This window comes from Streptomyces xanthophaeus, assembly GCF_000725805.1.
Classification (GTDB): domain Bacteria; phylum Actinomycetota; class Actinomycetes; order Streptomycetales; family Streptomycetaceae; genus Streptomyces; species Streptomyces xanthophaeus.
Map to the genome: position 1 here is coordinate 68318 of NZ_JOFT01000030.1, position 24870 is coordinate 93187.

20 protein-coding genes are annotated in these 24870 nt (G+C 73.7%); 5 read left to right on the forward strand and 15 right to left on the reverse strand.

All coding sequences use genetic code 11. The annotated features are described in order from the left end of the window. Positions 1-35: 35 nt before the first annotated feature. Together IO30_RS0120070 and IO30_RS0120075 are read right to left on the reverse strand one after the other, a co-directional pair. Positions 36-497: a molybdenum cofactor biosynthesis protein MoaE gene (locus tag IO30_RS0120070; protein ID WP_031144900.1), complete on the reverse strand. Its 462-nt coding sequence runs from the start codon at positions 495-497 to the stop codon at positions 36-38. 173 nt (positions 498-670) lie between these two features. Beyond that, on the reverse strand, positions 671-1852 hold the full coding sequence (locus tag IO30_RS0120075; RefSeq protein ID WP_031144901.1) for an SDR family oxidoreductase: 1182 nt from the start codon (positions 1850-1852) through the stop codon (positions 671-673). Positions 1853-2044: 192 nt separating this feature from the next. Between IO30_RS0120075 and IO30_RS0120080 the strand changes: the two genes are divergently transcribed. Both IO30_RS0120080 and IO30_RS0120085 read left to right on the forward strand, forming a co-directional pair. Next, complete coding sequence (locus IO30_RS0120080; protein ID WP_031144902.1) at positions 2045-3466, forward strand: zinc-dependent metalloprotease; 1422 nt, start codon at positions 2045-2047, stop codon at positions 3464-3466. Then, positions 3463-3993 carry an NUDIX hydrolase gene (locus IO30_RS0120085; RefSeq protein ID WP_031144903.1) on the forward strand — a complete coding sequence of 177 codons (531 nt, stop codon included), beginning with the start codon at positions 3463-3465 and terminating at the stop codon, positions 3991-3993. Before IO30_RS0120080 ends, IO30_RS0120085 begins: the two co-directional genes overlap by 4 nt. 112 nt (positions 3994-4105) lie before the next feature. On the opposite strand, the gene IO30_RS0120090 is transcribed toward IO30_RS0120085, so the two are convergent. The 4 genes from IO30_RS0120090 to IO30_RS0120105 all read right to left on the reverse strand — a co-directional run bounded on the left by IO30_RS0120090 (position 4106) and on the right by IO30_RS0120105 (position 7941). Next, positions 4106-4861 (reverse strand): AIM24 family protein, encoded by a 756-nt coding sequence (locus tag IO30_RS0120090; RefSeq protein WP_031144905.1) that lies wholly within the window; start codon positions 4859-4861, stop codon positions 4106-4108. Between the two features lie 17 nt (positions 4862-4878). Beyond that, on the reverse strand, positions 4879-5559 hold the full coding sequence (locus IO30_RS0120095; protein WP_031144906.1) for an AIM24 family protein: 681 nt from the start codon (positions 5557-5559) through the stop codon (positions 4879-4881). Positions 5560-5579: 20 nt separating this feature from the next. After that, the gene (locus tag IO30_RS0120100) at positions 5580-7226 is read right to left on the reverse strand and encodes a TerD family protein (protein WP_031144907.1); all 1647 of its coding nucleotides are present in this window, start codon (positions 7224-7226) and stop codon (positions 5580-5582) included. Between the two features lie 118 nt (positions 7227-7344). Then, positions 7345-7941 carry a M48 metallopeptidase family protein gene (locus tag IO30_RS0120105; RefSeq protein WP_167347272.1) on the reverse strand — a complete coding sequence of 199 codons (597 nt, stop codon included), beginning with the start codon at positions 7939-7941 and terminating at the stop codon, positions 7345-7347. A 178-nt stretch (positions 7942-8119) separates the two neighbouring features. On the opposite strand from IO30_RS0120105, the gene IO30_RS0120110 reads away from it, so the two are divergent. Beyond that, on the forward strand, positions 8120-9256 hold the full coding sequence (locus IO30_RS0120110; protein ID WP_031144910.1) for a ThiF family adenylyltransferase: 1137 nt from the start codon (positions 8120-8122) through the stop codon (positions 9254-9256). Positions 9257-9328: 72 nt separating this feature from the next. Beyond that, the gene (locus IO30_RS0120115; protein ID WP_031144911.1) at positions 9329-10657 is read left to right on the forward strand and encodes an ABC1 kinase family protein; all 1329 of its coding nucleotides are present in this window, start codon (positions 9329-9331) and stop codon (positions 10655-10657) included. 13 nt (positions 10658-10670) lie between these two features. On the opposite strand, the gene IO30_RS43655 is transcribed toward IO30_RS0120115, so the two are convergent. The 5 genes from IO30_RS43655 to IO30_RS0120135 form a co-directional block, all read right to left on the reverse strand. Further along, positions 10671-10877: a hypothetical protein gene (locus IO30_RS43655; RefSeq protein ID WP_078903702.1), complete on the reverse strand. Its 207-nt coding sequence runs from the start codon at positions 10875-10877 to the stop codon at positions 10671-10673. Between the two features lie 107 nt (positions 10878-10984). Continuing rightward, positions 10985-11317, reverse strand: coding sequence for a hypothetical protein (locus tag IO30_RS0120120; protein WP_031144912.1), 333 nt, complete (start codon positions 11315-11317; stop codon positions 10985-10987). Continuing rightward, entirely contained in the window at positions 11314-11682 is a 369-nt protein-coding gene (locus IO30_RS0120125) for a WhiB family transcriptional regulator (RefSeq protein WP_031144913.1), read from the reverse strand. The genes IO30_RS0120120 and IO30_RS0120125 overlap by 4 nt, the downstream gene beginning before the upstream one ends. Positions 11683-11867: 185 nt before the next feature. Beyond that, on the reverse strand, positions 11868-12191 hold the full coding sequence (locus IO30_RS0120130) for a hypothetical protein (protein WP_373316465.1): 324 nt from the start codon (positions 12189-12191) through the stop codon (positions 11868-11870). Positions 12192-12358: 167 nt separating this feature from the next. Continuing rightward, a complete protein-coding gene (locus IO30_RS0120135; protein WP_237403413.1) occupies positions 12359-14527 on the reverse strand; it encodes an ATP-dependent DNA helicase UvrD2 in 2169 nt (722 codons plus the stop codon). Positions 14528-14708: 181 nt separating this feature from the next. Between IO30_RS0120135 and IO30_RS0120140 the strand changes: the two genes are divergently transcribed. Then, entirely contained in the window at positions 14709-14969 is a 261-nt protein-coding gene (locus tag IO30_RS0120140; protein ID WP_031144916.1) for a mycoredoxin, read from the forward strand. A gap of 87 nt (positions 14970-15056) precedes the next feature. On the opposite strand, the gene nudC is transcribed toward IO30_RS0120140, so the two are convergent. From nudC to IO30_RS0120160, 4 genes are read right to left on the reverse strand one after another with little or no spacing between them, the layout of a single operon-like run. Continuing rightward, positions 15057-15998, reverse strand: coding sequence for an NAD(+) diphosphatase (nudC, locus tag IO30_RS0120145; RefSeq protein WP_031144917.1), 942 nt, complete (start codon positions 15996-15998; stop codon positions 15057-15059). A gap of 43 nt (positions 15999-16041) precedes the next feature. Further along, positions 16042-17448, reverse strand: coding sequence for a dipeptidase (locus IO30_RS0120150; RefSeq protein WP_031144918.1), 1407 nt, complete (start codon positions 17446-17448; stop codon positions 16042-16044). A 10-nt stretch (positions 17449-17458) separates the two neighbouring features. After that, positions 17459-21154, reverse strand: coding sequence for an ATP-dependent helicase (locus tag IO30_RS0120155; RefSeq protein ID WP_051902429.1), 3696 nt, complete (start codon positions 21152-21154; stop codon positions 17459-17461). Then, the gene (locus IO30_RS0120160; protein WP_063768458.1) at positions 21151-24759 is read right to left on the reverse strand and encodes an ATP-dependent helicase; all 3609 of its coding nucleotides are present in this window, start codon (positions 24757-24759) and stop codon (positions 21151-21153) included. Before IO30_RS0120160 ends, IO30_RS0120155 begins: the two co-directional genes overlap by 4 nt. Positions 24760-24870: the final 111 nt, after the last annotated feature.

Here is a 24870-nt window from a genome sequence, read left to right on the forward strand (position 1 = left end):
CTCGCACGCGGGGGTTCAGCAGGCGCGGAAGCGGGTCAGCAGGCGCCGACCCACTCCTCGGTACCGTCCGCGAAGGTCTGGTGCTTCCAGATCGGGACCTCGTGCTTCAGGTCGTCGATCAGCATCCGGCAGGCCTCGAAGGCCTCGCCCCGGTGCGGGCAGGAGACGGCGACGACGACGGCCAGGTCGCCCACGGCCAGGTCGCCCACGCGGTGGACGGCGGCCAGCGCACGGACGGGGTACTTCGCCACGACGCGCTCGGCCACGCGGCGCATCTCCGCCTGGGCCGTCGGGTGGCAGGAGTAGCCGAGGGACTCGACGTCCGCCCCGCCGTCGTGGTCGCGCACCGTGCCGACGAAGAGCGTCGTACCGCCGGTCGCGTCGTCGCCGACGGCCTGGAAGACCTCGTCGATCGAGAGCGGGGTGTCACGGATCTCGAGCAGCCGGATCGGGTCCGGAGCGGCCTGCTCGCCGGGGTGGTCGAAGTGCGGTGCCATAGCGTCCATCGTGCCCTAGCCGCCGGTCCCGCGGAATAGCGTGATCACCCGGCCGGCGCCGCCCTCATTGGGAGCCTCCTACAGCAAACGGCTGGTGGTGGCGGGTTCCGCCGCCCCCGCGGCGGCCGGAAAAGACCGGCCCGGCCCCGGGCGGGGCCGGGCGGGGCCGCCGCTCAGATGCCGCGGCGGCGGCGCGCCCGGCGGACCGCGGCGGCCGCGCCCAGCAGGGCCACCGTCGCACCGGCGGCGCCGGCGGCCGTGGCGGCGTCCTTGCGGCCCAGTCGGCGGCCGGCGACCGTGTGGCGTCCGGCGACCTCCTGGAGGAGCTCGGCGAGCACCTCCTCGTTGGTCCAGCGGGGGCGCCAGCCCGCCGCGTGCAGCCCGCTGACGCTGACCACCCACGGGTGCATCGTGTAGGCGAGGTCACCGGCCGGGGACGGGGTCAGGCCGATCCGGTGCAGCCGCGCCGCCGCGCCCAGCGCGACCGCGGAGGGGAGCTCCATGCGGCGGATGCCGCTCAGCTCCTCGACCTCCTCCTGCTCCAGCCAGCCCTCGCAGCCCACGGCGAGCTCGCCCTCGACCTTCTCCAGGGCCGCGTACTCCAGAGCGCTGACCAGGTCCTCCACGTGGCAGAACTGCCAGGTCGGCCGGGACCCGGCCACCACCAGCAGGCGCGGGGACTCGAAGTACCGGGTGAGCGCGGTGTCCGTGCCGCCGACGAGGACCGCCGGGCGGACCACCGTCACGTTCAGGCCCGGGTGGGCCCGCGGGGCCCGGCGGCCCAGCCGCTCGATCTCCAGCAGGTCGCCGACGCCGGTCGCCTCGGCGGTGGCCCGCAGCTCGGAGTCCTCCGACAGCGGGATGTCGTTGTCCGGCAGCGCTCCGTAGACCATCGCCGAGGTGCACAGCACGACGCGGTGCACCCCGGCCGCCGCGGCGGCCGTCAGCACGGTCTGGGTCCCGCGCACGTTGTACGCGGTCCGGGCGGCCGGGTCCGTCTCCAGGTCCAGGTCCAGTGCCAGGTGGACCACGACGTCCGCGCCGCGCAGCTTCTCGGCGATCGCGGGGTCCCGGACGTCCAGGACGTGCCACTGTGCGGCCGCACAGTCGCCGCGCCGCTCGTCGATGGCCACGACCTGCTTGACCTCGTCGGAGGCCGCCAGAGAGGCCACCAGGGCCGCGCCGACGCCCGACGCGGCGCCGGTCACGGCGATCACGGGGGCGTGCCGCCGGGAGCCGTCCGGGTTACGCGGCTGGCGAACGCCGTGAGCGCTGTCACCGTAATCTGGGCGGTTTTCGGCGTCGTGCGGCGCGCGGCTGTGCTTATCCGAAAACTGCGGATCTGGGGAACTCACCAGGCGTCTCCAGCGGTTGTCTTCAGTAGGGACGCGCCGTGACGCGTACCCACCAGGTGATGTCCATCCTGCCGCAGCCCAGGAGTCGGCGGAGCACCGAGCCCGGAAGCGGGTCTGGTGTCTACGCTGGGTGGTGTTGTCGGACCATTGCCCGTCGGCACCCGCCGGCGGCCCTACGAGCCGAGGAAACCCGTGAGCGACACCCCATTCGGATTCGGCCTTCCGCCGGAGGAGCCGGAGAACGGCGACGAGGGCAAGAGGAAGGGCGATCAGGGCGGTCAGGGCGGCCCCGCCAATCCGTTCGGGTTCCCGGGCATGGGCCTGCCGGGCGGCGCCGGAGGCCCGGGCGGCGCGGACAACCCGTTCGCCGCGATGTTCGGTTCCATGAACCCGAACGATCTCGGTGCGGCCTTCCAGCAGCTCGGCCAGATGCTCAGCTACGAGGGCGGTCCCGTGAACTGGGACATGGCCAAGGACATCGCCCGGCAGACCGTCGCGCAGGGCACCTCGGACGGCGTGAAGGACACCAGCGTCGGCATCGCCCAGAAGTCGGCCGTCGAGGAGGCCGTGCGCCTCGCCGACCTGTGGCTGGACGACGTGACCTCGCTGCCGTCCGGCGCCACCACGGCGGTGGCCTGGAGCCGCGCCGAATGGGTCGAGGCGACCCTGCCGGTGTGGAAGGAGCTCGTGGACCCGGTCGCCGAGCGCGTCGGGGCGGCCATGGGCAGCGTCCTGCCCGAGGAGATGCAGGCCATGGCGGGCCCGCTGCTCGGCATGATGCGCTCCATGGGCGGCGCCATGTTCGGCCAGCAGATCGGCCAGGCCGTGGGCGTCCTCGCGGGCGAGGTCGTCGGCTCGACCGACATCGGCCTGCCGCTGGGCCCGGCCGGCAAGGCCGCGCTGCTGCCGCTGAACATCGAGGGCTTCGGCAAGGACCTGGGCGTCCCCTCGGACGAGGTGCGGCTGTACCTGGCCCTGCGCGAGGCCGCCCACGCCCGGCTCTTCGCACACGTGCCGTGGCTGCGCTCGCACCTGTTCGGTGCGGTCGAGGGCTACGCCCGCGGCATCAAGGTCGACACCTCGAAGCTGGAGGACGTCGTCGGCCAGCTGGACCCGTCCAATCCGGAGCAGCTCCAGGAGGCGCTCCAGGGCGGCATGTTCCAGCCCCAGGACACCCCCGAGCAGAAGGCCGCCCTGGCCCGCCTGGAGACGGCGCTCGCGCTCGTCGAGGGCTGGGTCGACGCGGTGGTGCACGCCGCGGCCAAGCCCCGGCTGACCTCGGCCGACGCGATGCGCGAGACCATGCGCAGGCGGCGTGCCTCGGGCGGTCCGGCGGAGCAGACCTTCGCGACGCTGATCGGCCTGGAGCTGCGCCCGCGCCGGCTGCGCGACGCCTCGCGCCTGTGGGCCTCGCTCACCGACGCGCGCGGTGTGGACGGCCGTGACGGCCTGTGGGAGCACCCGGACATGCTGCCGACGGCCTCCGACCTGGACGACCCGGACGGCTTCGTGCACCGGGAGCAGCTGGACTTCTCCGAGATCGACAAGATGCTCGGCGAGGCCGCCCGCAAGCGGGACGACGCGAACGACGAGAACGGCGAAGACAAGAAGTGAGCCTGCACGACGACGCGGTCCTCGTCCTGAAGGGGTACGAGGACCAGAGCGAGCTGCGCGACCTCTACCTGGAGCACCTGGCCGCGCATCCGGACGGGGTGTACAAGCCCTGTACGGCCGGGCACGTCACGGCCAGCGGCCTGGTGATCGACCCGGAGCACGGGCGGGTGCTGCTGACCCTGCACAAGAAGCTCGGCATGTGGCTGCAGATGGGCGGGCACTGCGAGCCCGAGGACGACACGCTCGCCGGTGCGGCGCTGCGGGAGGCCGTCGAGGAGTCGGGCATCACCTCGGGCCTGGCCCTGGTGCCCGGCGGCCCGGTGCGCCTGGACCGGCATCCGATCCCGGCGCCCTGCAACTGGCACCTGGACGTCCAGTACGCGGTGCTGGCCCCTGCCGGTGCGGTGGCGGAGATCAGCGAGGAGTCGGTCGACCTGCGCTGGTACCCGTACGCGGAGGTGGCGGCGGTGGCCGACGCCTCGGTGGTGCGGCTGCTGGAGGCGACCCTGGCGCGACTCGGCGCCTGAGCCGCGACTCAGGGCCGTGAAGTGGCCGTGAAGTGACGTAGGGGCGGTCCCTGGCGGGACCGCCCCTACGTCGTACGTCGTGTCCGGCGCGATCACGCCGGGTCCGGCGCGATCAGTTCCAGGCGTTGTTCTGGTTCTGTGCGTGGGAGCCGTGCTGGCCCATCCCGAACTGCGCCGCGGCGCCCTGTCCGAGCTGGGCGTTCTGCGGCGGCAGCACCTCGCTGGGCTGCACCAGCGCGTAGCCGGTGCCGAGGAAGCTCAGCTCCCAGCCCTCACCGGTGTTGCCGCGGCGCCGCCAGACCCCGGTGGAGTGCGTCTGGGCCTGCATCTGCACGCGCAGCGAGGTGGACCAGGCCACGATGGCGTCCGCGTCGGCGTTGACGTACTTGTCCGGGGTGACCTGCATCATCAGTGGCTGCCCGGAGGTCATCAGGGCGACCTTTCCGCGGCCGCTGATGTTGAGCTGGTACTTGCCCGAGCCGGAGATCCCGTACTGGCTGTCCACCGCGATGACCTCGGTGTGCAGGGTGGAGTCCAGGGCGAGCACGTAGCTGCTGTCGACCGTGAGGCCGTCCTGGTCCACGTCCACGACGTGCACGTACTGGGCCAGGTTGGCCAGGTAGACCGTGCCCTGCCCGGAGCAGCGCATGAGGTCGAGGCCCTCGCCGGTGCGACGGCGGGCGCCGCGCTGGTTGGCGCTCTGGTACTCGCCGTCGAAGTCGATGATGCCCTGGTAGGCGACCATCGCGCCCTTGCGGGCGAGCACGTCGTCGGTGCCCGCCAGGGTGACCCGCAGCAGCTGGGGGTTCTGGACGGTGTACCGGTCCTGGGACTGCGCTTCCGCGTAGCCGAAAAGTGCGCTCTGCATGATGTGTCCGCTCCCCCTCAGCCCCGGGCCCGGAGCCGGTCGGTGCTGTCCTCGCTCGGCTGTACGACGACGATGCCCTGGCCGGAGAAGGCCATCTGGTAGGCCTCCCCGCTGCCCCGGCCGATCATCGACGAGGCCTTGAAGCTGCGCTTCCCCTTGACCTTGAGGTTCGGGGACCAGGCGACGAGCGCGTCCGGGTCGACGTACGTCTCGTCCTCGCCGCGGCCGCAGTCGACCACGATCGGCGTGCCGCGGGAGGTGATCGCGACCCATCCGGTGCCGGCGACCTGCACGTTGAACAGGCCCTGGCCGGCGAACTTGGCCATGCCCTTGACCCGCTCGACGCCCCACTGGAGGTGGGCGTCGAAGGCGAGCAGGTTGGTCCCGTTGACGGAGAGCGCGTCGTTGTTGAGATTGACGACGACGACGTCGGCGCCGTAGTCGGCGAGGTAGAGCAGGCCGTCGCCGGTGCACTTCATCAGCGGGGCGCCCTCGCCGGTGAGCCACTGCGAGGCCATCTGGCGGACGGCCGGCGGGTTGGGCTCGTACTGGACGAAGCCCTCGTAGGCGACCATCGAGCCGGTGCGGGCGAAGAGGTCCTGGCCGCTCTGCATGGCGACCCTGAGCATGGACCGGCCGTGGTTCTCCATGCGGGCCGTGACGGGAGCCGGGGCGTAGCCCGCGAGCTGCTGGTTCATTGCGTTCATTTCGGGCTCCCTCAGACCTCGTACGGCTGGACGACGATGAAGTTGCCGGGAGCACCGCGGAACTGGAGGTTCACGGTCTCCCCGCTGTGGCCGGGGTAGGCGTTGCGCCGGAGCCGGACCTGGCTGGAGATGATCACCTGCGAGGCGGCCGACCACGCGACGATGGCGTTGCTGTCCGCGAAGGTGGTCGGGGTGACGGGCAGGACGACCGGGACACCGTGCGTCTTGACGATCACCGTGCCGGAGCCCTGGAACTGCATGGTGAACAGGGCGCCGCCGGGGATGCCGTGGCCCTCGATGCGACGGACCTCGTGCTGGAGGGACTCGTCGAAGGCGAGGACGTTCTCGGCGGAGACGCAGATGGCGTCGCCCTGGAGCTCGATGGCGTGCAGGTGTGCGCCGGTCTCCGCGAGGAAGACCTGGCCGCGGCCGGTGCAGCGCATGAGCTGCATCTCCTGGCCGGTGGCGTTGCCGACGATGCGGCCGGCGAAGCCCGCGCCCTTGTAACTGAAGTCGACCTTGCCCTGGTACAGCACCATGCTGCCCTGGCGGGCGAGGACGCCCTGGCCTCCCATGGAGAGGTCGACCCGCATGAGCTGCTGGTTCTGCGGGGTCCAGCGGGTGCCGGTGGGGGCTTCCTTGTACGGCTGGAGCGCTGCCGCGAGGCCGGCCGCGGCGGGGGCCGCCTGGGGGGCGTACCCGGGCTGCTGGCCGGGGAACTGGCCCGGTACCTGGCCGGGCACCTGGCCGTAGCCGGGCTGCTGGCCCGGCTGCTGGCCGTAGGGGGCCGGGGCGGGCGGGGGCACCTGGCCCGGGTACTGGCCCGGCGCCTGGCCTCCGTACGAGGGCTGCTGCGGCGGCTGGCCGTACGGCGCGGGCGCCGGCGGGGCGAGCGGGGCGGCCATGGTGGGGGCCGCGTGCACCGGAGCGGGCGCGGGGGCCGCGGGCTGCTGGTACGCCTGCGGCTGCGGGGCCGGAGCGGGCGCGCCGAAGGACGGCGCGGGCGCCGGGGCCTGGGGGGCGGCCGCGGGGGCGCCGAAGGAGGGCGCGGGGGCCGCGGCCTGCGGCGGCGGGGCGAAACCGGGGGCGGCGCCGGACTGGGCCGGTACCTGCTGTTCCGGCTGTGCCTCCTCGGCGACCTCGCCGCCGAAGTTCCTCAGCAGCGCGTCGAGACCGCCGTCGAAGCCCTGGCCGACGGCGGCGAAGCGCCACACGTCCTTGAGGTAGAAGTCGCCGAGCATCACCGCGCGCTCGGTGGTGAACTCCGAGCCGGTGAAGGCGTAGCGCACGACCTCCTCGCCGCCCGCGACGATCCGGATGTAGCCCGGTCCGACCTGCGACATCTGGCCGGCGCCGTCGATGGTGGCGGTGAAGGACAGCTTGTGGATGGACGCCGGAATGCGGTCCAGCGTCACCCGGAAGGATTCGGTGTCCCCGGACTGCGCACCGAGCAGCTGGACGGATTCCTCCGGCGTCTTCGGCTGATTGAAGAAGACGAAGTAACGGTCGTCGGACAGCTGCTCGTTCGCGTCGAGACCGAAGCAGCTGATGTCGAAGGCGAGTCCGGGCCCGGCGATCTGTACGCCCACGTACAGATCGGTACCCGCCGTCAGATCACTGATCTTGGCCTTGTGGCCGCGTTGGAATTCCCTGGCCATACGTAACGACCGTCCCCCATCCCGAATGTGAATGCGTGCCGCTCAGGCTAACGGCAACGGCCGACATCCGGCCAAGTCGGTACCGACCCGGTACATATCACGGAGCGTGACATCACGGTCATTCGTCCTGGGCCGTCGGCACCTTGGGCAGACGCTCGGCAGCGACCACTCCCTCGAGGTACCCGCGGGCCCGCTCGGTCCGCGGGTAGGACTCCAGAAGCGCCCAGAAACGGGGTCCGTGGCCGGGTACGAGCAGGTGGGCGAGCTCGTGCAGGAGCACGTAGTCGACGACGTACTCGGGCATGCCCTGGAGGCGGTGCGAGAGGCGGATGCTGCCCTCGGCGGGGGTGCAGGAGCCCCAGCGGGTGTTCTGGTTGGTCACCCAGCGGACCGACCGGGGGCGGGCGCGGCCGCCGAAGTACTGCTCGGACAGACGCTCGGCGCGTTCGGTGAGTTCCGCGTCCCCGAGGGTGCGTTTGCTCTCCTGGGCGGCCAGCTTGTCGAGCATGACGCCCACCCAGCGCTGCTCCTCCGCCTCGGACATGCGGGCAGGGATGAGGACGACCGTACGGTCACCCTCGCGATAGGCGGATACGGTCCTGCGGCGGCGCGCGCTCCGGCGGACTTCGACGGCGCGCTGCGGGGGGTCGGCGGACACGCCACGACGGTACCCGCAAGCCGCGGCGGAAGTCGCGCCCCTCCGGTCTTCGAACATGATCGATTCACACCCGGCGCCCAAGAATTCCACTTTCTTCATCTCATATGCCTAATACCCCTTGCCTGTGGACAAATTCCCGCACCGAATCCGGCGGACGGGCAATGTTGCGGGAACGGGAAGAAGAGAAAGCAGACGTGCCGCGCGGGAGACCGCGCGGACGAATCGGGGGACGGCGATGTATCCGAAGGTGAAGCCCGCGCTGGCGCGGGCCTGGCGGGACCGGGAGACGGTGCAGTTCGGGGTGACTCCCGCCCACGCGGTGGTGCTCGGCCCGGTGGACACCGCGACGGGTTCGCTCATCGACAGGATCGACGGGACCCGGGGGATGGAGCTGCTGAGGTCCGAGGCCGCCGGGATGGGACTGCCGGAGGGTCAGGCCGATGCACTGGTCCGTCGGCTGGCGGGGGCCGGTCTGATCGACGACGCGACCGCGGGCGGGCCGCGGGCCCAGGCGGTGCGCCGACGGCCGGAGGCCCTGGAGCGGCTGGGGCCCGATCTGGGTTCCCTCTCCCTGGTCAACCGTGAACCGGGCGGGGACTTGCGGGGCGTCGCCGCCCGCCGGGCGATACGGGTCCAGGTGCGCGGGAGCGGCCGGGTCGGCGCGCTGGTCGCCGCCGTCCTGGCCGGAGCCGGGGTGGGCCGGGTCGAGGTGCTGGACGGGGGCCGGGTGGAGGCGGCGGACGTGGCGCCGGGCGGGCTGGGGCCCGGGAGCGTGGGCCGGCTGCGGGCCGGGGCAGCGGGGCGGCTGGTCCGCGAAGCGGCCCCGGGGCGTGCTCCGCGGGCCGGGGAGGAGGAGGGGCCGGAGCCGGGGCTGGCCCTGGTGGTGGTCGCGCCCCGGGACGGGCTGCAGGCGTGGGCCCCGGATCCGGACGCGGCGGCCGACTGGGTCGCCACCGGCACCCCGCACCTGTACGCGGGGGTGCTGGAGGGCACAGGGCTGGTGGGGCCGCTGGTGCTGCCGGGGGCCACGGCCTGCGCGGGCTGCATGGAGCGGGACCGGGTGGACCGGGACCCGGCCTGGCCCCGGATGCTGGTGCAGTGGCGGTCGGCCCACCGGCGCCGCGCGGCCGGCGCCTGTGACCTGGGGCTGTCCACCGCGGTGGCCGGGCTGGCCGCAGCGCATGCCCTGTCCTTCCTGGACGGGGAGCTGCCCGCTTCCACCGCATCCCGCTGGGAGGCGGCCCTCCCGGGCCTGCACTGGGAGCGGCAGGCGGTCGGTCCCCATCCCGGCTGTCCCTGCGGCGCGGCCGCCGGCCGGATGGCGGAGCGGGCGGGAGCAGGATCGGCCTCCGGCCCCGGAGAAGGGCCATGACAGGATGCCTGTGTCCGACGGGCCACCCGAACCGCCGCTTGCGGCACAGCTGTCTGGGAAACGGAGGGGCGTATGTCTGATCTTCCCCGGAAGGCGGTCACGCGTACCGTCAAGCTCGCCGCGCTGCCGCTCGGCATAGCGGGCCGGGCCACTTGGGGGCTGGGCAAGCGGATCGGCGGCAAGTCCGCGGAGATCGTGGCGCGGGAGCTCCAGCAGCGCACGGCCGATCAGCTCTTCCGCACGCTGGGCGAGTTGAAGGGCGGGGCCATGAAGTTCGGCCAGGCCCTGTCGGTCTTCGAGTCGGCCCTGCCCGAGGAACTGGCCGGACCGTACCGGGCGGCGCTGACCAAGCTTCAGGAGGCGGCCCCGCCGCTGCCCGCCGCCACCGTCCACAAGGTGCTGGCCGAACGGCTGGGAGAGGACTGGCGCGACCTCTTCGAGGAGTTCGAGGACAAGCCGGCCGCGGCGGCCTCGATCGGCCAGGTGCACCGGGCCGTGTGGCACGACGGGCGGCAGGTCGCGGTCAAGGTCCAGTACCCGGGGGCCGGCGAGGCCCTGCTGTCGGACCTCAAGCAGCTGAGCAGGTTCGCCGGGCTGCTGGGGCCGCTGATGCCCGGCATGGACATCAAGCCGGTGATCACGGAGCTGCGCGAACGGGTCACCGAGGAGCTCGACTACGAGCTGGAGGCCGAGGCCCAGCGGTCGCATGCGGACGCCTTCGACGGCGACGAGGACGTGGTCGTGCCGGACGTCGTGCACCAGGGTGACCAGGTACTGGTGACCGAATGGCTGGAGGGGACCCCCCTGTCGGAGGTGATAGCCGACGGCACCCAGGAGGAGCGCGACCGCGCCGGGCAGTTGCTGGCCCGGTTCCTCTTCTCCGGTCCCGCGCGCACCGGGCTGCTGCACGCGGACCCGCATCCGGGCAACTTCCGGCTGGTCTCGGGGGCTGACGGCCGGACGCGGCTGGGTGTGCTGGACTTCGGCACGGTCGACCGGCTGCCGGGCGGCTGGCCCCGGCCCATCGGCAGGTCACTGCGGATGACGCTGGACGGTGACGCCGAGGGGGTCTACGGGCACCTGTGCGCCGAGGGGTTCGTGAAGAAGTCCATCGAGCTCGACCCCGACGCGGTGCTGGACTACCTGGAGCCGATCATCGAGCCCGCCGCCGCCGAGGAGTTCACCTTCACCCGGCCGTGGCTGCGCGGCCAGGCGGCGCGGATCGCCGATCCCCGCTCCCCCGCACACCAGTTGGGCCGCCAGATCAACCTGCCGCCTTCGTACGTGCTGATCCACCGGGTGACGCTGAGCACCATCGGGGTGCTGTGCCAGCTGGGTGCGACGGTACGGCTGCGGGAGGAACTGGAGTCCTGGCTGCCGGGGTTCCTGCCCGAGGAGTGAGGGCGGGCGCGCCTCACCACCAGGACGAATCGAGACGGCTCTCGATCGCCCGGAGGTTGGCGCGCGCGCAGACGACGCAGAAGTACTCTCTGGTCCCGTTCTCCACCGAACAGGTCCAGGTGGGCGGGGCGCCGTCGGGGGCCTGTGTGCCGCAGCGCGCGCAGACGACGGGCTGGGCCTCGGGTCCCGGCTGGGCGGGGTGGGGAGTCGGCTGGTCCACCTCCAGACGATATCCCCGCCGGGGGTGTCAGTGGTCCGCAACGCACCGGGGGGACCGGTCCGTTCGGACCGGTCCCCCCGGGTGGCTGTTCTCAGCTCTTACTGCTCTTACTGCATGACGGCCATGGCCAGCGCGCGCCGGGCGCGCAGCGAGACGCGCTCGGCACGCCGCTGCATGCGGCGCGCGGCGACCAGGCGCATGGCGTGACGCTCGGCGTCCACCTCGCGCATGCGGTCGTCCATATGGGCACGGGCCAGGGCTTCTGGGATGAGTTGCATTTCGCGGGTCCTGTTCTGACGCGAGGTGATCGCGCCTGCGGTGATGAAGTCTGCGTGGGCGGCGCCGTGCGGCTGCTCGCTCGTGGTGGTGTCGGTGGTCATGAGGGCCTGCTTCAGGGGGTCGTGCGTCAGGGGGCGGTCGATGGTTCCCGCGGCGTTCATGCCGCGACCGGGTTCTTGCGCGGACGGCCACGCGGACGCTTGCGGGCTACGACGACACCCTGGACGAAGAGCTCGCCGCCCCAGACGCCCCAGGGCTCGCGGCGCTCGACGGCACCGGCGAGGCAGGCCTCGACCAGCGGGCAGGTGCGGCAGAGGGACTTGGCGTACTCGACGTCGGCCGGGGACTCGGCGAAGAAGACCTCGGGGTCGAAGGTACGGCAGGGAACCGGTACGCCGAGGTTCTCGATGGCGTCGTCGAGCGCGGTGAGCGCGGTGAGCGGGGTCAAGGTGTGGTCCTCCGGGACTGCGGGCGGGGAGATCGTTTGGGTCTGCGGTACGGACGGGGCGTGCGCTTCGAGTTGCACGGTGGTTTCTTCCTCGTCTTGTGCGGCTAGTCGTTCCGGCCGGTCGGCCGGTCGCGGCTGGTGGTACCTGGTTCTGCCAGTCCCGAGGCCCCTTCGCTCCGTCGTCCCCGTTCGGGGACAAACAGAAGGGCCGCGGATCCCGGGTGGGGTTCCGCGGCCCTGAAGGCGCCGGCCTGATCATGCGATCAGGCTGGATCACTCCAGGGTTCGAGCCCGCGGAAGGCCCACATCAGGTGGTGCTGCTGCTTCGTCTGCTTCGTCTTGGCTCCGGCACCGGCTGCGGCGGCGAAGACATAGGCGCCATGCGCCTTCGCTTCTGCTGCCAGTACTGCCACCGGTGCCAGGGTCGGTCGCTCATTGCGCTCGCTGACCGGAAGGGTCGCCAGCAGGGCGGGGCGGTCAGCGGAAATCGCGGACACACCGGTACCCAGGAGGGAGACGGAACCGAGCAGGCAGGAAGCGTCGACCGAGCGATCGGTCATTTTGGTGAAGGTCATGAAGCTGGCCACTGGTCTCGCCTCCTCTCGGCGTCTCGGGGACTCGGCCCGGAGGCCTGTCCCATACGTATTCGGATAAGTACAGCACGGATCCAGGGCTTCGGAGAAGCCACCGTTTCCGTTGCTAAGAACCTATGGGGATTCGCTGGGCATGTGCAAACTATTTTTCCGACGAGTTTCTACGCGTCGTCAGCATCCGCGCCCGCAGGCTCTTGACCTGCACAGATGGCCAGCACGTCCGCTCCGTACCGCTCAAGCTTGCGTGCACCCACGCCGGAGATCATCGAGAGCTCCCCGCCCTCGGCGGGGGCTGCCTCCGCGATCGCCATGAGCGTCTTGTCCGTGAAGACGCAGTACGCGGGCATCCCCTGCTCCTTCGACTGGACCGCGCGCCAGTCCCGGAGCCGCTCGTAGAGGCCTTCGTCCATGTCGGACGGGCAGTCCTCGCAGCGCATCAGCTTCAGCTCGCCGGCCTCGGTCAGGGTCTTGCCGCAGACCCGGCACAGCACCGGCCCCCGGCGGCCGCGCCCCCGAGCCGCGCGCCCGGCCGCCGGGGGGCTGCCGGGGGCCACGGAGCCCGGACGCAGGCCGTTCAGGAAGCGGCTGGGCCGCCGGGAGGCCCGGCCGCCCGGCGCGCGCGAGAGGGCCCAGGACAGCGTCAGGTGCAGCCTTGCCCGGGTGACGCCGACGTAGAGCAGCCGGCGCTCCTCCTCGACCTGCTCGTCGGTCTTCGCGTACGTGATCGGCATCATGCCGTCGGTGAGGCCGACGAGGAAGACGGCATCCCACTCCAGGCCCTTCGCCGCGTGCAGGGAGGCGAGGGTGACGCCCTGGACGGTCGGGGCGTGCTGGGCTGCCTTGCGCTCCTCCAGCTCGATCGTCAGGTCCGCCAGGGTGACTCCGGGCCGGCTCCGGGCGAAGTCCTCGGCGAGGCGGACCAGCGCGGCCAGCGATTCCCACTGGTCGCGCACGGCGCCCGAGCCCGCGGGCGGCTCGGCGGTCCAGCCGGTGGAGCTCAGGACGGCCCGGACCTGGGAACCGAGCTCGACGACATCTTCGAGCAGCGGGTCGTTGCCCCCGGAGCGGGAGGCTCCGCGCAGCGCGAGGAGGGCCTTCTGGACCTCCTGGCGTTCGAAGAAGCGCTCGGCTCCGCGCAGCTGGTAGGGGACCCCGGCATCGGCGAGGGCCTGTTCGTACACCTCGGACTGGGCGTTGATCCGGTAGAGCACGGCGATCTCGCCCGCCGGGACCCCGGCCGCGATGAGGTCCCGGATCCGGCCGGCGACGCCCTCGGCCTCGGCGGGCTCGTCGGGGTACTCGGCATAGACGGGGTCGGGGCCGGTCTCGCGCTGGGAGACCAGCTCCAGGCGGTGCTCGGCGGCGCGGCCCTTGGCCTGATTCAGCAGGCCGTTGGCCAGGTGGACCACCTGGGGGGTGGAGCGGTAGTCGCGGACCAGCTTGACCACGGTGGCCTGCGGGTAGCGGGTGCGGAAGTTCAGCAGGTGGTCGGGGGTGGCGCCGGTGAAGGAGTAGATGGTCTGGCTGGCGTCGCCGACGACGCAGAGGCTGTCGCGCTCGCCGAGCCACAGGTCGAGCAGCCGCTGCTGGAGGGGGCTGACGTCCTGGTACTCGTCGACCACGAAGTGCTGGTACTGGCTGCGGATCTGCTCGGCGATGTCGTGGCGGTCCTGGAGGATGCCGACGGTGAGGAGCAGCACGTCCTCGAAGTCGATCATGCCGCGGTCGCGCTTGAGCTGCTCGTACGTGCCGTAGATCTGGGCGATCTCGGCCATGTCGCGGGGGGCTTCGCGGCCGGTTTTCAGCGCCGCCACCGGATAGTCGGCGGGCACGGTCTGGGTGACCTTGGCCCACTCGATCTCGCCGGTGACATCGCGCAGCTCGTTGCGGTCGAGGCGGACGCGGCAGCGGGCTCCGGCCTCGGCGACGAGCTGGATCTTGCGTTCCAGCAGCCGGGGCACGTCCCCGCCGACCGCCTTGGGCCAGAAGTACTGGAGCTGGCGCAGGGCCGCGGAGTGGAAGGTCCGGGCCTGGACCCCGCCCGCGCCGAGGGTGCGCAGGCGGCCGCGCATCTCTCCGGCGGCGCGGTTGGTGAAGGTGACGGCGAGCACGCTGGCCGGCATCAGCTGGCCGGAACGCACCCCGTAGGCGATGCGGTGGGTGATGGCACGGGTCTTGCCCGTGCCGGCGCCGGCGAGCACGCACACCGGGCCCCGCAGGGTCGTGGCGACCTCACGCTGCTCCGGGTCCAGGCCCAGGAGCACCGCGTCGGCCGAGTCGGCGGAGTCGGGGGCGGCCGGGAAGGATGAGGAGTGCGTTGCTGCTGTCACCCCGCCATGCTGCCAGGTCTGCGGTGGCGGGCGGGAAAGTCGTCCACAGGCCGGAGCGATCCGTCGCACTTGTCACACCGGGGCCGGTGGACGGTCTCCCTCCCCTTTCTGGGGGAATGGCGGCGCGGTCCCGTACGTTCGAGTACTCGGACCACCGAGACCCCACAGAGGAGAGCGCAGCATGCAGGACACGGGTTCCGTGACGATGTACAGCACGACCTGGTGCGGCTACTGCCGCCGGCTGAAGTCCCAGCTGGACCGGGAAGGCATCGCCTACAACGAGATCAACATCGAGCTGGACCCCGAGTCCGCGGCGTTCGTCGAGAAGGCCAACGGCGGCAACCAGACGGTTCCCACCGTCCTCGTGGTGTCCCCCACGGGCGGCGAGTCGGTCATGACCAACCCGAGCCTGGCCCAGGTCAAGCAGGCCCTCGCGGTCTGAGCGCCTCCCGCGCGGTCCGTCCGCGCACAGCAGAGGGCCCCCGCCGCGGCGGGGGCCCTCTGCTGTGCCGGTCCGGTGTGACGAGGATTACGCCGTCGGCCGCGGCAGCGGCTTGCCGTACCAGAGCTCGACCAGGCGGGCCGCGATGGAGATGCCCGAGGGCGGGAGCACCTCGCCCGACTCGATCGCCGCGCGCAGGTCGTCGCGGGAGAACCAGCGGGCCTCCTGGATCTCCTCGCCGTCCACCGTGATCTCCGAGCTGGTGGCGCGGGCGGTGAAGCCCAGCATCAGGCTGTACGGGAAGGGCCACGGCTGGCTGGCCACGTACGCGACCTCGCCGACCTTGACGCCGGCCTCCTCCCAGACCTCGCGGATCACGGACTGCTCGATCGACTCGCCGGGCTCGACGAACCCGGCCAGCGTCGAGAAGCGGCCCTCGGGCCAGTGCACCTGGCGGCCCAGCAGCGCGCGGTCCTGCTCGTCGGTGACCAGCATGATCACGGCCGGGTCGGTGCGCGGGTAGTGCTCGGCGCCGCAGCCCGGGCAGCGGCGGATGTGCCCGGCGGCGGCGACCACGGTGCGCTCGCCGCAGCGGGAGCAGAAGCGGTGCATCCGCTGCCAGTTCTCCAGCGCCACGGCGTGCACCATCAGCCCGGCGTCGCGCGGGGGCAGCAGCAGCCCGGCCTCGCGCAGGCCGGCCGGGCGGGCCGACTGGTCCATCCGGCCCGGCAGCGAGTCCTTCTGGAGCGCGAAGTAGCGGACCCCGTCCTCGTCGGTGCCCAGGAAGTAGCGGTGCGTCTCGGTGACGGGGGCCTCGAAGGCCGGGGTCATCACGATGGCGGTGCCGCCGTCGGGGGTGTCGTCGATCAGCACCTGGCCGCCGGAGACGACGAAGACGCGGGTCGTCGGGTGGCTCCAGGCGGCGGCGAGCCACGCCTCGTCGAGGCGGTGGTGCGCGGCGCGGTCGATTCCGCTGGGCGCGGCGAGCGACAGGGGCCGCTCGGTTTCGGTGCTCACAGGTACTTCCAACTCCCCCGGTGGTGGGACAGGCAGGCTGGGCAGGGCGGGTGCGTCAGGTGGTGGCGGGGCGGTGGGCGGCGAGGTCCCCCCAGAGGTAGGCGGCCGTCTCGACGCCCTTGAGCAGGAGGTCGAGCTCGACCTTCTCGTTCGGCGAGTGCCAGCCGTCGGAGGGGACGGAGATGCCGAGGAAGAGGACGGGCGCGCCGAGGACGTCCTGGAGGTCCGCCGCGGGTCCCGATCCGCCCTCGCGGGTGAAGCGGACCTTCTGGCCGAAGGCGCGGCCCATGGCCCGGACGACGGACTGCAGGGCCGGGTGGTCCAGCGGGGTCAGGCACGGGCGGGTGGGTGCGCCGAAGGTGATGGTGTGCCGGATCCCGGCCGGGACGCGGGCCGCGACCCAGTCCTTGACGACGGCCTCGACCTCGTACGGGTCCTGCCCGGACACCAGGCGGAACGACAGCTTCAGGTGGGCGGAGGCGGGCACGATGGTCTTGCCGCCGGGCCCCTGGTAGCCGCCGCCGATGCCGTTGACCTCGGCGGTCGGGCGGGCCCAGACGCGCTCCAGGGTGGAGTACCCGGCCTCGCCGGCGGCCGCGTGGGACTTGGCCGTACGGAGCCACTCGGACTCGTCGAAGGGGAGCTCGGCGATGAGGGCGCGCTCGGCGTCGGTGAGTTCGGCGATGCCGTCGTAGAAGCCCGGGAGGGTGACCCGGCCGTCCTCGTCGTGCAGGGCCGCGACCAGGCGGGCGGCGACGGTGGCCGGATTGGGCACGGCCCCGCCGAACGCGCCGGAGTGGATGTCCTGGTCCGGTCCGTGGAAGTCGATCTCGCAGTCGGCGACCCCGCGCATGCCGGTGCAGACGGTGGGAGTGGTCTCGGACCACATGCCGGTGTCGGAGACGATCACGACGTCGGCGGCGAGCTCGGCCGCTCGGTCCTCGACGAGGGCGCGGAAGTGCGGGGAACCGGACTCCTCCTCGCCCTCCACGATCAGCTTGAGGTTCACGGCGGGGGCGTCCGCGCCGGTGGCGGCGAGGTGGGCGCGCACGCCGAGGGTGTGGAAGAACACCTGGCCCTTGTCGTCGGCTGCGCCGCGCGCGTACATCCGGCCGTCCTTGACGACCGGCTCGAACGGCTCGGTGTGCCAGCCGTCGGCGAGCGCGGCGGGCTGCACGTCGTGGTGCCCGTACACGAGGACGGTGGGGGCATCCGGGTCGCCGCTCGGCCAGTGCGCGAAGACCGCGGGGGCGCCGGGGGTCTCCCAGACCTCGGTGACCGGGAAGCCGGTCTCCTTGAGCTTCGCGGCGAGCCATTCGGCGCTGCGGCGTACGTCACCCGCGTGCTCGGGCTGGGCCGAGACGGAGGGGATGCGGAGCCACTCGGCGAGGTCCTCCAGGAAGGCGGCCCGGTGGGTGTCGATGTACGTGCGGACGGCGCTGTCCGGCGGGGTGTCGCTCATGCCCACGAGCCTAGCCTTCCGTCCGGGGGGCCCGGCCGGTGCCCGATTTGCCTTGGAGGATCCGCTCAAGGCGGGTGCGGTCGGGCAGGTCGCGGGGGCGGATGACGCGGCCGCTGCGCACGTGCAGGAAGACGGCCCCGACCTGCTCCAGGGGGGTGCCGGTGGCCTCCGACCAGGCCAGCCGGTACACGGCGAGCTGGAGGGGGTCGGCCTCGGTGGTGCGGCCGGTCTTCCAGTCGACGATCTCGTACGAGCCGTCCGGGTTCTTGTACACCGCGTCGATCCGGCCGCGGACGACGCGTCCGGCGAGGGTCAGCTGGACGGGGGCCTCCATCCGGTACGGGGTCCGCTCGGCGTACGGGCTGCGCTCGAAGGCGGCCTTGAGGGAGTCCAGGTCGGCCTCGTCGACGATCTCCTGGTCGGAGCCGGGGAGCTCGGTGGCGGGGTCCAGGACGTCGAGGAGCGGCAGGGGCAGCTCGTCGAAGCGGGACTCGACCCAGGCGTGGAAGCGCGTGCCCTGGCGGGCCGCGGGCTGCGGGGGCCGGGGCATGGGGCGGGCGAGGTCGCGGGCGAAGCCCTGCTCGTCGGCGGCGAGCCGGAGCAGCTGGCTGGCGGAGAGGGCGGCGGGCAGCTCCACGTCGCGCACGGCCGCGCGGGCCCGGCGCAGCTCGCCCTCCAGGGCTTCGAGGTCCCGGTCCCAGGAGGCGATCGCCCGCGCCTCCTCGGGGGTGAGCGGGTCCGGCCCGGCGGCGGCACGGGCACGCGGCGGAGCCGGCTGCGCCCAGGGCTCGGCCGCCCACGGGTCGGCGTCGGGGTCGGCGCCGCCGCCGGACGCGGGCACGACGGTGCCCCGGCCCTGGTGCGGGAGCCCGGGCCGCCGGGCCGGCTGCGCCCAGGGCTCGCCCGCCCACGGGTCGGCGTCGGCGTCGGCGTCGGCGTCGGACGCGGGCACGGCGGTGCTCCGGGGCGGGGTTGCGGCCTCGGGGCGGGGAGCGGGGACGGGGGCCGGGGCGGGGGTGGGGTCTTCGTCCGGCCCGGCGTACGCGTCCGGCCCGGCTTCCTCGTCCGGCCAGGGTTCGTCCTCGTAGGACGGGTCCTCGCAGTCCGGGGGCCACAGGTAGTCCCCGGCAGCGGACTCCTCCGCGGGCGGCGGGGCCGCCAGGTAGGACTCCACCAGGGCCGCGGCGGTGCGGCGCAGGGCGAGCGAGCCCGGGTCCAGGGGCAGCGGCCAGGAGTGGTCGGCGGCGGCGTCCTCGGACAGGGCCGGGTTCTCCGCGTCCGGTGCGGGTTCCTCGGCCCAGACCTCGATCTCGCCCGCCCCGGCCGCGCAGTGCCCGTACAGCTCGGTCAGGAAGGCGGACGGGCCGCGGCGCTTCTTCTGGGTCGGGCCCCACCAGTGGCCGGAGGCCAGCAGCAGGGACCGCGGCCGGGTGAACGTCACGTACCCGAGGCGGAGCTCCTCCGTCGCCTTGTGCTCCTTCAGGGATGCCTTGAAGGACTTCAGGCCGGCCGAGGTCCAGGCCGGATCCCCGGGCAGGGTGGCCGCGTCGCCGCGCAGGGCGTACGGGAGCACCTTCGCGTACGAGGTCCAGGCCTCGGGCGCCTTCTCCTTGGGGAAAGCGCCCGCGCACAGGTCGGGGACGACGACCACGTCCCACTCCAGGCCCTTGGACTTGTGGGCCGTCAGGACCTTGACCGTGTTCTCCCCGCCGGGCAGGGCGTGGTCCAGCCCCTTCTCGTACTGGGCGGCCGTGCGCAGGAAGGCCAGGAACGCCAGCAGCGAGGCCTCGCCGTCCAGCGCGGCGAAACCGGCGGCCACGTCCATGAAGTTCGACAGGGTCTCCCGGCGCCGGGCGGCCAGTGCGTGCGGGGAGGCGGACAGTTCCACTTCCAGGCCGGTGGCGGACAGCACCCGGTGCAGGACGTCCATCAGCGGATCGGCCAGCGAACGGCGCAGGTCGCGCAGCTCCTGGGCGAGGTGGGCGAAGCGGACCCGGGCCTCCGAGGAGAAGGGCAGGTCGTCCGGGGCCTGGCCGCCGCCGTCGAGGAAGGTCTCCAGGGCGTCGGCCAGGGACACGATCTCGGCCGGGTCCACGCCTTCGACGGCTGCGGCGAGCCGTTCGTCGGCGTCCGCGGCGTCGCCCGCGGAACGGCCGACCAGCAGCCGGGCCCGGCGACCCAGGAGCGCCAGGTCGCGCGCGCCGATCCGCCAGCGCGGGCCGATGAGCAGCCGGACCAGGGAGGCGTTGGCCCCGGGGTCCTGGAGGACCTCGCAGACGGCGACGAGGTCCGCGACCTCGGGCAGGTGGAGCAGCCCGGACAGGCCGACGACCTCCACCGGCACGTCCCGGGCCACCAGCACGGCCTGGATCCGCGCGAAGTCCCCGGCGGACCGGCACAGGACGGCGATCTCGCGCGGCTCCGTCCCGGTGCGGACCAGGTGGGCGACGGAGTCGGCGAGCCACTCCAGCTCCTCGGCGTGCGTCTCCAGCAGGGCGCACCGGACGGAACCGGCCCCCTCCGCCCCGGGGGCGGGGCGCAGCGCCTCGACCCCTTCGTGCAGGGACCGCAGCGGGGCGGCGAGACCGTTGGCCAGGTCCAGGAGGCGGCCGCCGCTGCGCCGGTTCTCGCTGAGGGACTGGCGCGTGGCCGGGGTGCCGTCGGCGTGCGGGAAGTGCTCGGGGAAGTCGTCGAGGTTGGCCACGGAGGCCCCGCGCCAGCCGTAGATGGCCTGGCAGGGGTCGCCGACGGCGGTCACGGCGTGCCCGCTGCCCGCGCCGAAGAGGCCGGACAGCAGCAGCCGCTGCGCGACGGAGGTGTCCTGGTACTCGTCGAGCAGGACCACCTTGAACTCTTCGCGCAGCAGCGCCCCCACCTCGGGCCGGGTGGTGGCGAGCTGCGCGGAGAGGGCTATCTGGTCGCTGAAGTCGAGGAGGTCGCGGGAGCGTTTGGCGGCGCGGTAGCGGCCGACGAGCTCCAGCAGTTCGAGCCGGCCGCGCACGGCCTCGGGGACCTTGCGCAGGTCCTCGTTGGTCAGCTTGGTCCCGGACAGGGTGTGCAGCAGCTCGGTGTCGTACGCGCGCAGGCCGGCCGGCTCGACGAGGTGCTCGGAGAGCTCCGCATCGAGCGCGAGCAGGTCGCTGACCAGGTCGGGGACGGACCTGGTGAGCGACGGGTAGGGGCCGGGGGCCTCGCGGAGCACCTTCGCGGCGAGCTGGAAGCGGGTGGCGTCGGCGAGGAGGCGGGCGCTGGGCTCCAGTCCGATGCGCAGGCCGTGGTCCTTCAGGAGCTGTCCGGCGAAGGCGTGGTAGGTGGAGATCCGCGGCTCGCCGCCGGCCGCGTCGGCCTCGGCCGGGGAGGGGTCCGGGTCGGTGATGCCGGCCCGCGCGAGGGCCTTGCGGACGCGCTCGGCGAGCTCCCCGGCGGCCTTGTTGGTGAAGGTCAGGCCGAGGACCTGCTCGGGCGCGACCACGCCGGTGCCCACCAGCCAGACCACCCGGGCGGCCATGACGGTGGTCTTGCCCGAGCCGGCACCGGCGACGATGACCTGCGGGGCGGGCGGGGCCGTGATGCAGTCCGTCTGTTCGGGCGTGAAGGGGATGCCGAGGAGCTCCTTGAGCTGCTCGGGGTCGGTGAGGACGGACGGACGCGCGGACACCTTCAAGAGGCTAGCCGCACCGACCGACAGTCCCGGCCGGCGTCTCATTCCACGGTCTGGCGGCCCTCGGGGCGGGCACTGCACGAGCTGCGGAAGGAGCAGTGGTCGCAGTGCTTGCCCGCGGCGGGCGCGAAGCGTTCGTCCAGGACGCGGCCGGCGGCGGTGGCGAGCAGGTCGCCGACCCACTCCCCGTCGAGCGGCTGCTGGGCCTGGATCTTGGGGACGGTGTCGCCGCCGTCGCGCTGGGCGGCGCCCTGGCGGAGCTGGACGAGTTCGGCGCCGCCGGGCTGCGGGCGCAGGCCGTCGAAGACCTCGTCCACGGCGCCTTCGCGCACGGCGAGCTGGTAGACGGCCAGCTGGGGGTGGCGGGCGACCTCGTCCTTGGTGGGCGCGCCCTTGCCGGTCTTGAAGTCGACGACGTACGCGCGCCCCTGCGGGTCCGCCTCGACCCGGTCCATGGAGCCCCGGATGCGGACGGCGACGTCACCGGCTTCGAGGGTGACGTCGAACTCGTGCTCCGTGGCCACGGCCTCCCGGCCGCCGCGGTCGGTGGTGTGCCAGCGCAGGAAGCGTTCCAGGGCGGCGCGGGCGTTCTCCTTCTCCTGGGCCGATTTCCAGGGCGCGTCGAAGGCGAGGGCGTCCCACACGGAGTCGAGGCGTTCCATGAGGACGGCCAGGTCGGCGGGGGTGCGTCCGGAGGCGACCTCGTCGGCGAGCACGTGCACGACGTTGCCGAAGCCCTGGGCGGCGGTGGAGGGGGCGTCGGCCTTGACCTCGCGGCCGAGGAACCACTGGAGGGAGCAGGTGTTGGCCAGCTGGTCCAGGGCGCTGCCGGACAGGGCCACGGGCCGGTCCCGGTCGCGCAGCGGGACGCTGCTGCGCGTGGGCTCGTACAGGCCCCACCAGCGCTGCGGGTGCGCGGCGGGGACCATGGGGCGGTCCTCGTCGTCGGTGAGCGCGGCGAGGCGGGCCAGGCGGCGGGCGGCGGCGTCGCGCAGGGCGGGCGAGGCGTCGGGGTCGACGGTGGTGGCGCGCAGTTCGGCGACGAGCGCCGGGACGGCGAGGGGGCGGCGGGGGCGGCCGGTGACGTCGCGCGGGGGGACGCCGAGCTCGGTGAGGAAGCGGGAGGGCTGGTCGCCGTCCTCGGCGGGGGCCTTGACGGCGGTGACGACGAGGCGGTCGCGGGCGCGGGTGGCCGCGACGTAGAAGAGGCGGCGTTCCTCGGCGAGGAGCGCGCCGGGGGTGAGGGGTTCGGCGAGGCCGTCGCGGCCGATGCGGTCGGCCTCCAGGAGGGACCCGCGGCGGCGCAGGTCGGGCCAGAGCCCTTCCTGGACCCCGGCGACGACGACGAGGGACCATTCCAGGCCCTTGGAGCGGTGGGCGGTCATGAGCCGGACGGCGTCGGGGCGGGTGGCCCGGGCGGTCAGGGTGTCGGCGGCGATGTCCTCCGCGTCCAGCTGTTCCAGGAAGTTGAGCGCGCCGCGGCCGCCGGTACGGTCCTCCGCGCGGGCGGCGGTGTCGAAGAGGGCGCAGACGGCGTCGAGGTCGCGGTCGGCGTTGCGGCCGGCCGCGCCGCCGCGGCGGGCGCCGCGTTCCAGGCGCTGGGGCCAGGGGGTGCCGTCCCACAGGGCCCACAGGGCCTCTTCGGCGGTGCCGCCGCCCTGGAGCAGTTCCCGCGCCTTGCGCAGGAGCAGGCCGAGGCGCTGCGCCCCGCGGGCATAGGCGGGGTCGTGCGCGGTGAGCCGTTCCGGCTCGGCGAGGGCGCGGGCGAGCAGGACGTCGGAGGGCGCGGGCACCTTGACGCCTGCGGCGCGCTCCTCGTCGCGCAGGGCCCGGCCGAGGCGGCGCAGGTCGGCGGCGTCCATCCCGCCGAGCGGCGAGGCGAGCAGCTCCAGACACGCGTCGACGCCGATCCACCCGTCGCCTGCGGCGGGCTCGACCGACTCGCCTGCGGCGGGCTCGGCGATGTCCGCCCCGGCCTGGACGGCGTCGGCCGCAGGCTCTGCGGGGCCGCCCGCGGCGGGCCCGGTTCCCAGCGCGCCGGGGCCGCCCGCGGCGGGCACATCGCCGGCCCCGGCCGGAGCCACGTCCCCGGCCGGGCCGGTGACCGCGGACGCGCCGGGGCCGCCTGCGGCGGGCTCCGGGGCGGCCTCCGCGGGGGCCGCGTCGCCGGCCTGGCCGGTACCGGCTGCCGCGACCGGTGCGACAGGCTCGCCTGCGGCGGGATCGGCGGGGGCCGCCCCGGTCCGGACGGAGTCGGCCGCGGGCTCGGTGGCGGCAGCCCCGGCGGGGGCCGCGGGCCGGTCGGCGGCGGCCAGGGCTGTGATGCGCAGGGCCGTCAGGAGGGGGGCGACGGCCGGTTCGTGGCGCAGGGGGGTGTCCGTGCCGTCCGTTCCGGCCGGGACGCCCGCCGCGACGAGCGCGCGCCGCATCGCCGGCAGGGTGCGTCCGCCCGAGCGGACCAGGACGGCCATGTCCTGCCAGGGCACCCCGTCCTCCAGGTGCGCCCGCCGCAGCACGTCGGCGATGTTGTCGAGCTCGGCTCCGGCCGTCGGGTACGTGAACACCTCCACGCGGCCGCCCTCGCGGACGGCCTCCAGGGCCCGGTGGGCCCGTACGGCGGCGGACGGCAGCCGCGGCACCGGCATGCGGGCCGTCAGGAGGCGGGTGGCGGCGAGCAGCTCCGCTCCCGAGCGGCGGCCCACGGTCAGCGCCTTGATCCGCGCGCCGGGGAAGGAGGTCTCGAAGTCCAGGACGTTGTTTATGTCGGCGCCGCGGAAGGCGTAGATCGACTGGTCCGGGTCTCCGAAGGCGACCAGCGTGCCTCCCTGTCCGGTCAGGGCGCGCAGCAGCCGCAGCTGGGAGGCGTCGGTGTCCTGGTACTCGTCCACGAAGATCGCGTCGTAGGCGGTGGTCAGCTCCGGGGTGCGCTCCGCCAGCAGGACCGCACGGTGGACGAGTTCGGCGTAGTCCAGCGTGCCCTGCATGTCCAGGACGTCCAGGTACTCGGAGAGGAAGGCCGCCGCGGCCTTCCAGTCCGGGCGCCCGAGGCGCGTGGCGAAGGAGTCGAGCGCCGCCGGACCCAGACCCAGCTCGCGGGCGCGGGCGAGCACCGCCCGGACCTCGTCCGCGAACCCGCGGGTGGTCAGCGCCGCGCGCAGGTCGTCCGGCCAGCGGATGGAGCGGATCCGGCGCTGGCCCTCCAGCAGGGTGCGGACCATCACGTCCTGCTCGGGGCCGGACAGCAGCCGCAGCGGGTCCGCGAACAGGTCGGTGTCCTGGTGGGCGCGGACCAGGCCGTAGCAGAAGGAGTGGAACGTGGTGGCCTGCGGGGCCCGCGCTCCGCCCAGCCGCAGGGCGGCGCGGTCGCGCAGTTCCACGGCCGCCTTGCGGCTGAAGGTGAGGATGAGGATCCGTGCGGGGTCGGTGCCCGCTTCCACCCGGGCGGCCACGGCCTCGACCAGCGTGGTCGTCTTCCCGGTGCCGGGCCCGGCGAGGACCAGGAGAGGTCCGGCGGTGTGATCAACCACCGCGCGCTGCGCTGCGTCCAGAACAGGGGGATCCACCCGTTCCGGCCCGGTGCGCACGAGGCGGTACGCATCCGGGGTCCGCGTACGCCGCGCCGCGGAGCGGTCGGAAGAAGAGGTGATCACGTGAGCTGCCGGTCCTGGTGGGTCTACGAGTGCTGCGGGGGCTACGGGTCCTGCGGGGTCTTCGGGCGTCCGCGCGTCGGCCGCGGCGCGCGCCGCGGCCGGAGCCGAAGA

Coding starts and splice junctions, on each gene's coding strand:
- IO30_RS0120070 (WP_031144900.1), bottom strand. CDS start 497: ATGGCACCGCACTTCGACCACCCCGGCGAGCAGGCCGCTCCGGACCCG.
- IO30_RS0120090 (WP_031144905.1), bottom strand. CDS start 4,861: ATGCAGAGCGCACTTTTCGGCTACGCGGAAGCGCAGTCCCAGGACCGG.
- IO30_RS0120095 (WP_031144906.1), bottom strand. CDS start 5,559: ATGAACCAGCAGCTCGCGGGCTACGCCCCGGCTCCCGTCACGGCCCGC.
- IO30_RS0120100 (WP_031144907.1), bottom strand. CDS start 7,226: ATGGCCAGGGAATTCCAACGCGGCCACAAGGCCAAGATCAGTGATCTG.
- IO30_RS0120105 (WP_167347272.1), bottom strand. CDS start 7,941: ATGTTCGAAGACCGGAGGGGCGCGACTTCCGCCGCGGCTTGCGGGTAC.
- IO30_RS0120110 (WP_031144910.1), top strand. CDS start 8,120: ATGTATCCGAAGGTGAAGCCCGCGCTGGCGCGGGCCTGGCGGGACCGG.
- IO30_RS0120115 (WP_031144911.1), top strand. CDS start 9,329: ATGTCTGATCTTCCCCGGAAGGCGGTCACGCGTACCGTCAAGCTCGCC.
- IO30_RS0120120 (WP_031144912.1), bottom strand. CDS start 11,317: ATGAACGCCGCGGGAACCATCGACCGCCCCCTGACGCACGACCCCCTG.
- IO30_RS0120140 (WP_031144916.1), top strand. CDS start 14,709: ATGCAGGACACGGGTTCCGTGACGATGTACAGCACGACCTGGTGCGGC.
- IO30_RS0120150 (WP_031144918.1), bottom strand. CDS start 17,448: ATGAGCGACACCCCGCCGGACAGCGCCGTCCGCACGTACATCGACACC.
- IO30_RS0120155 (WP_051902429.1), bottom strand. CDS start 21,154: ATGAGACGCCGGCCGGGACTGTCGGTCGGTGCGGCTAGCCTCTTGAAG.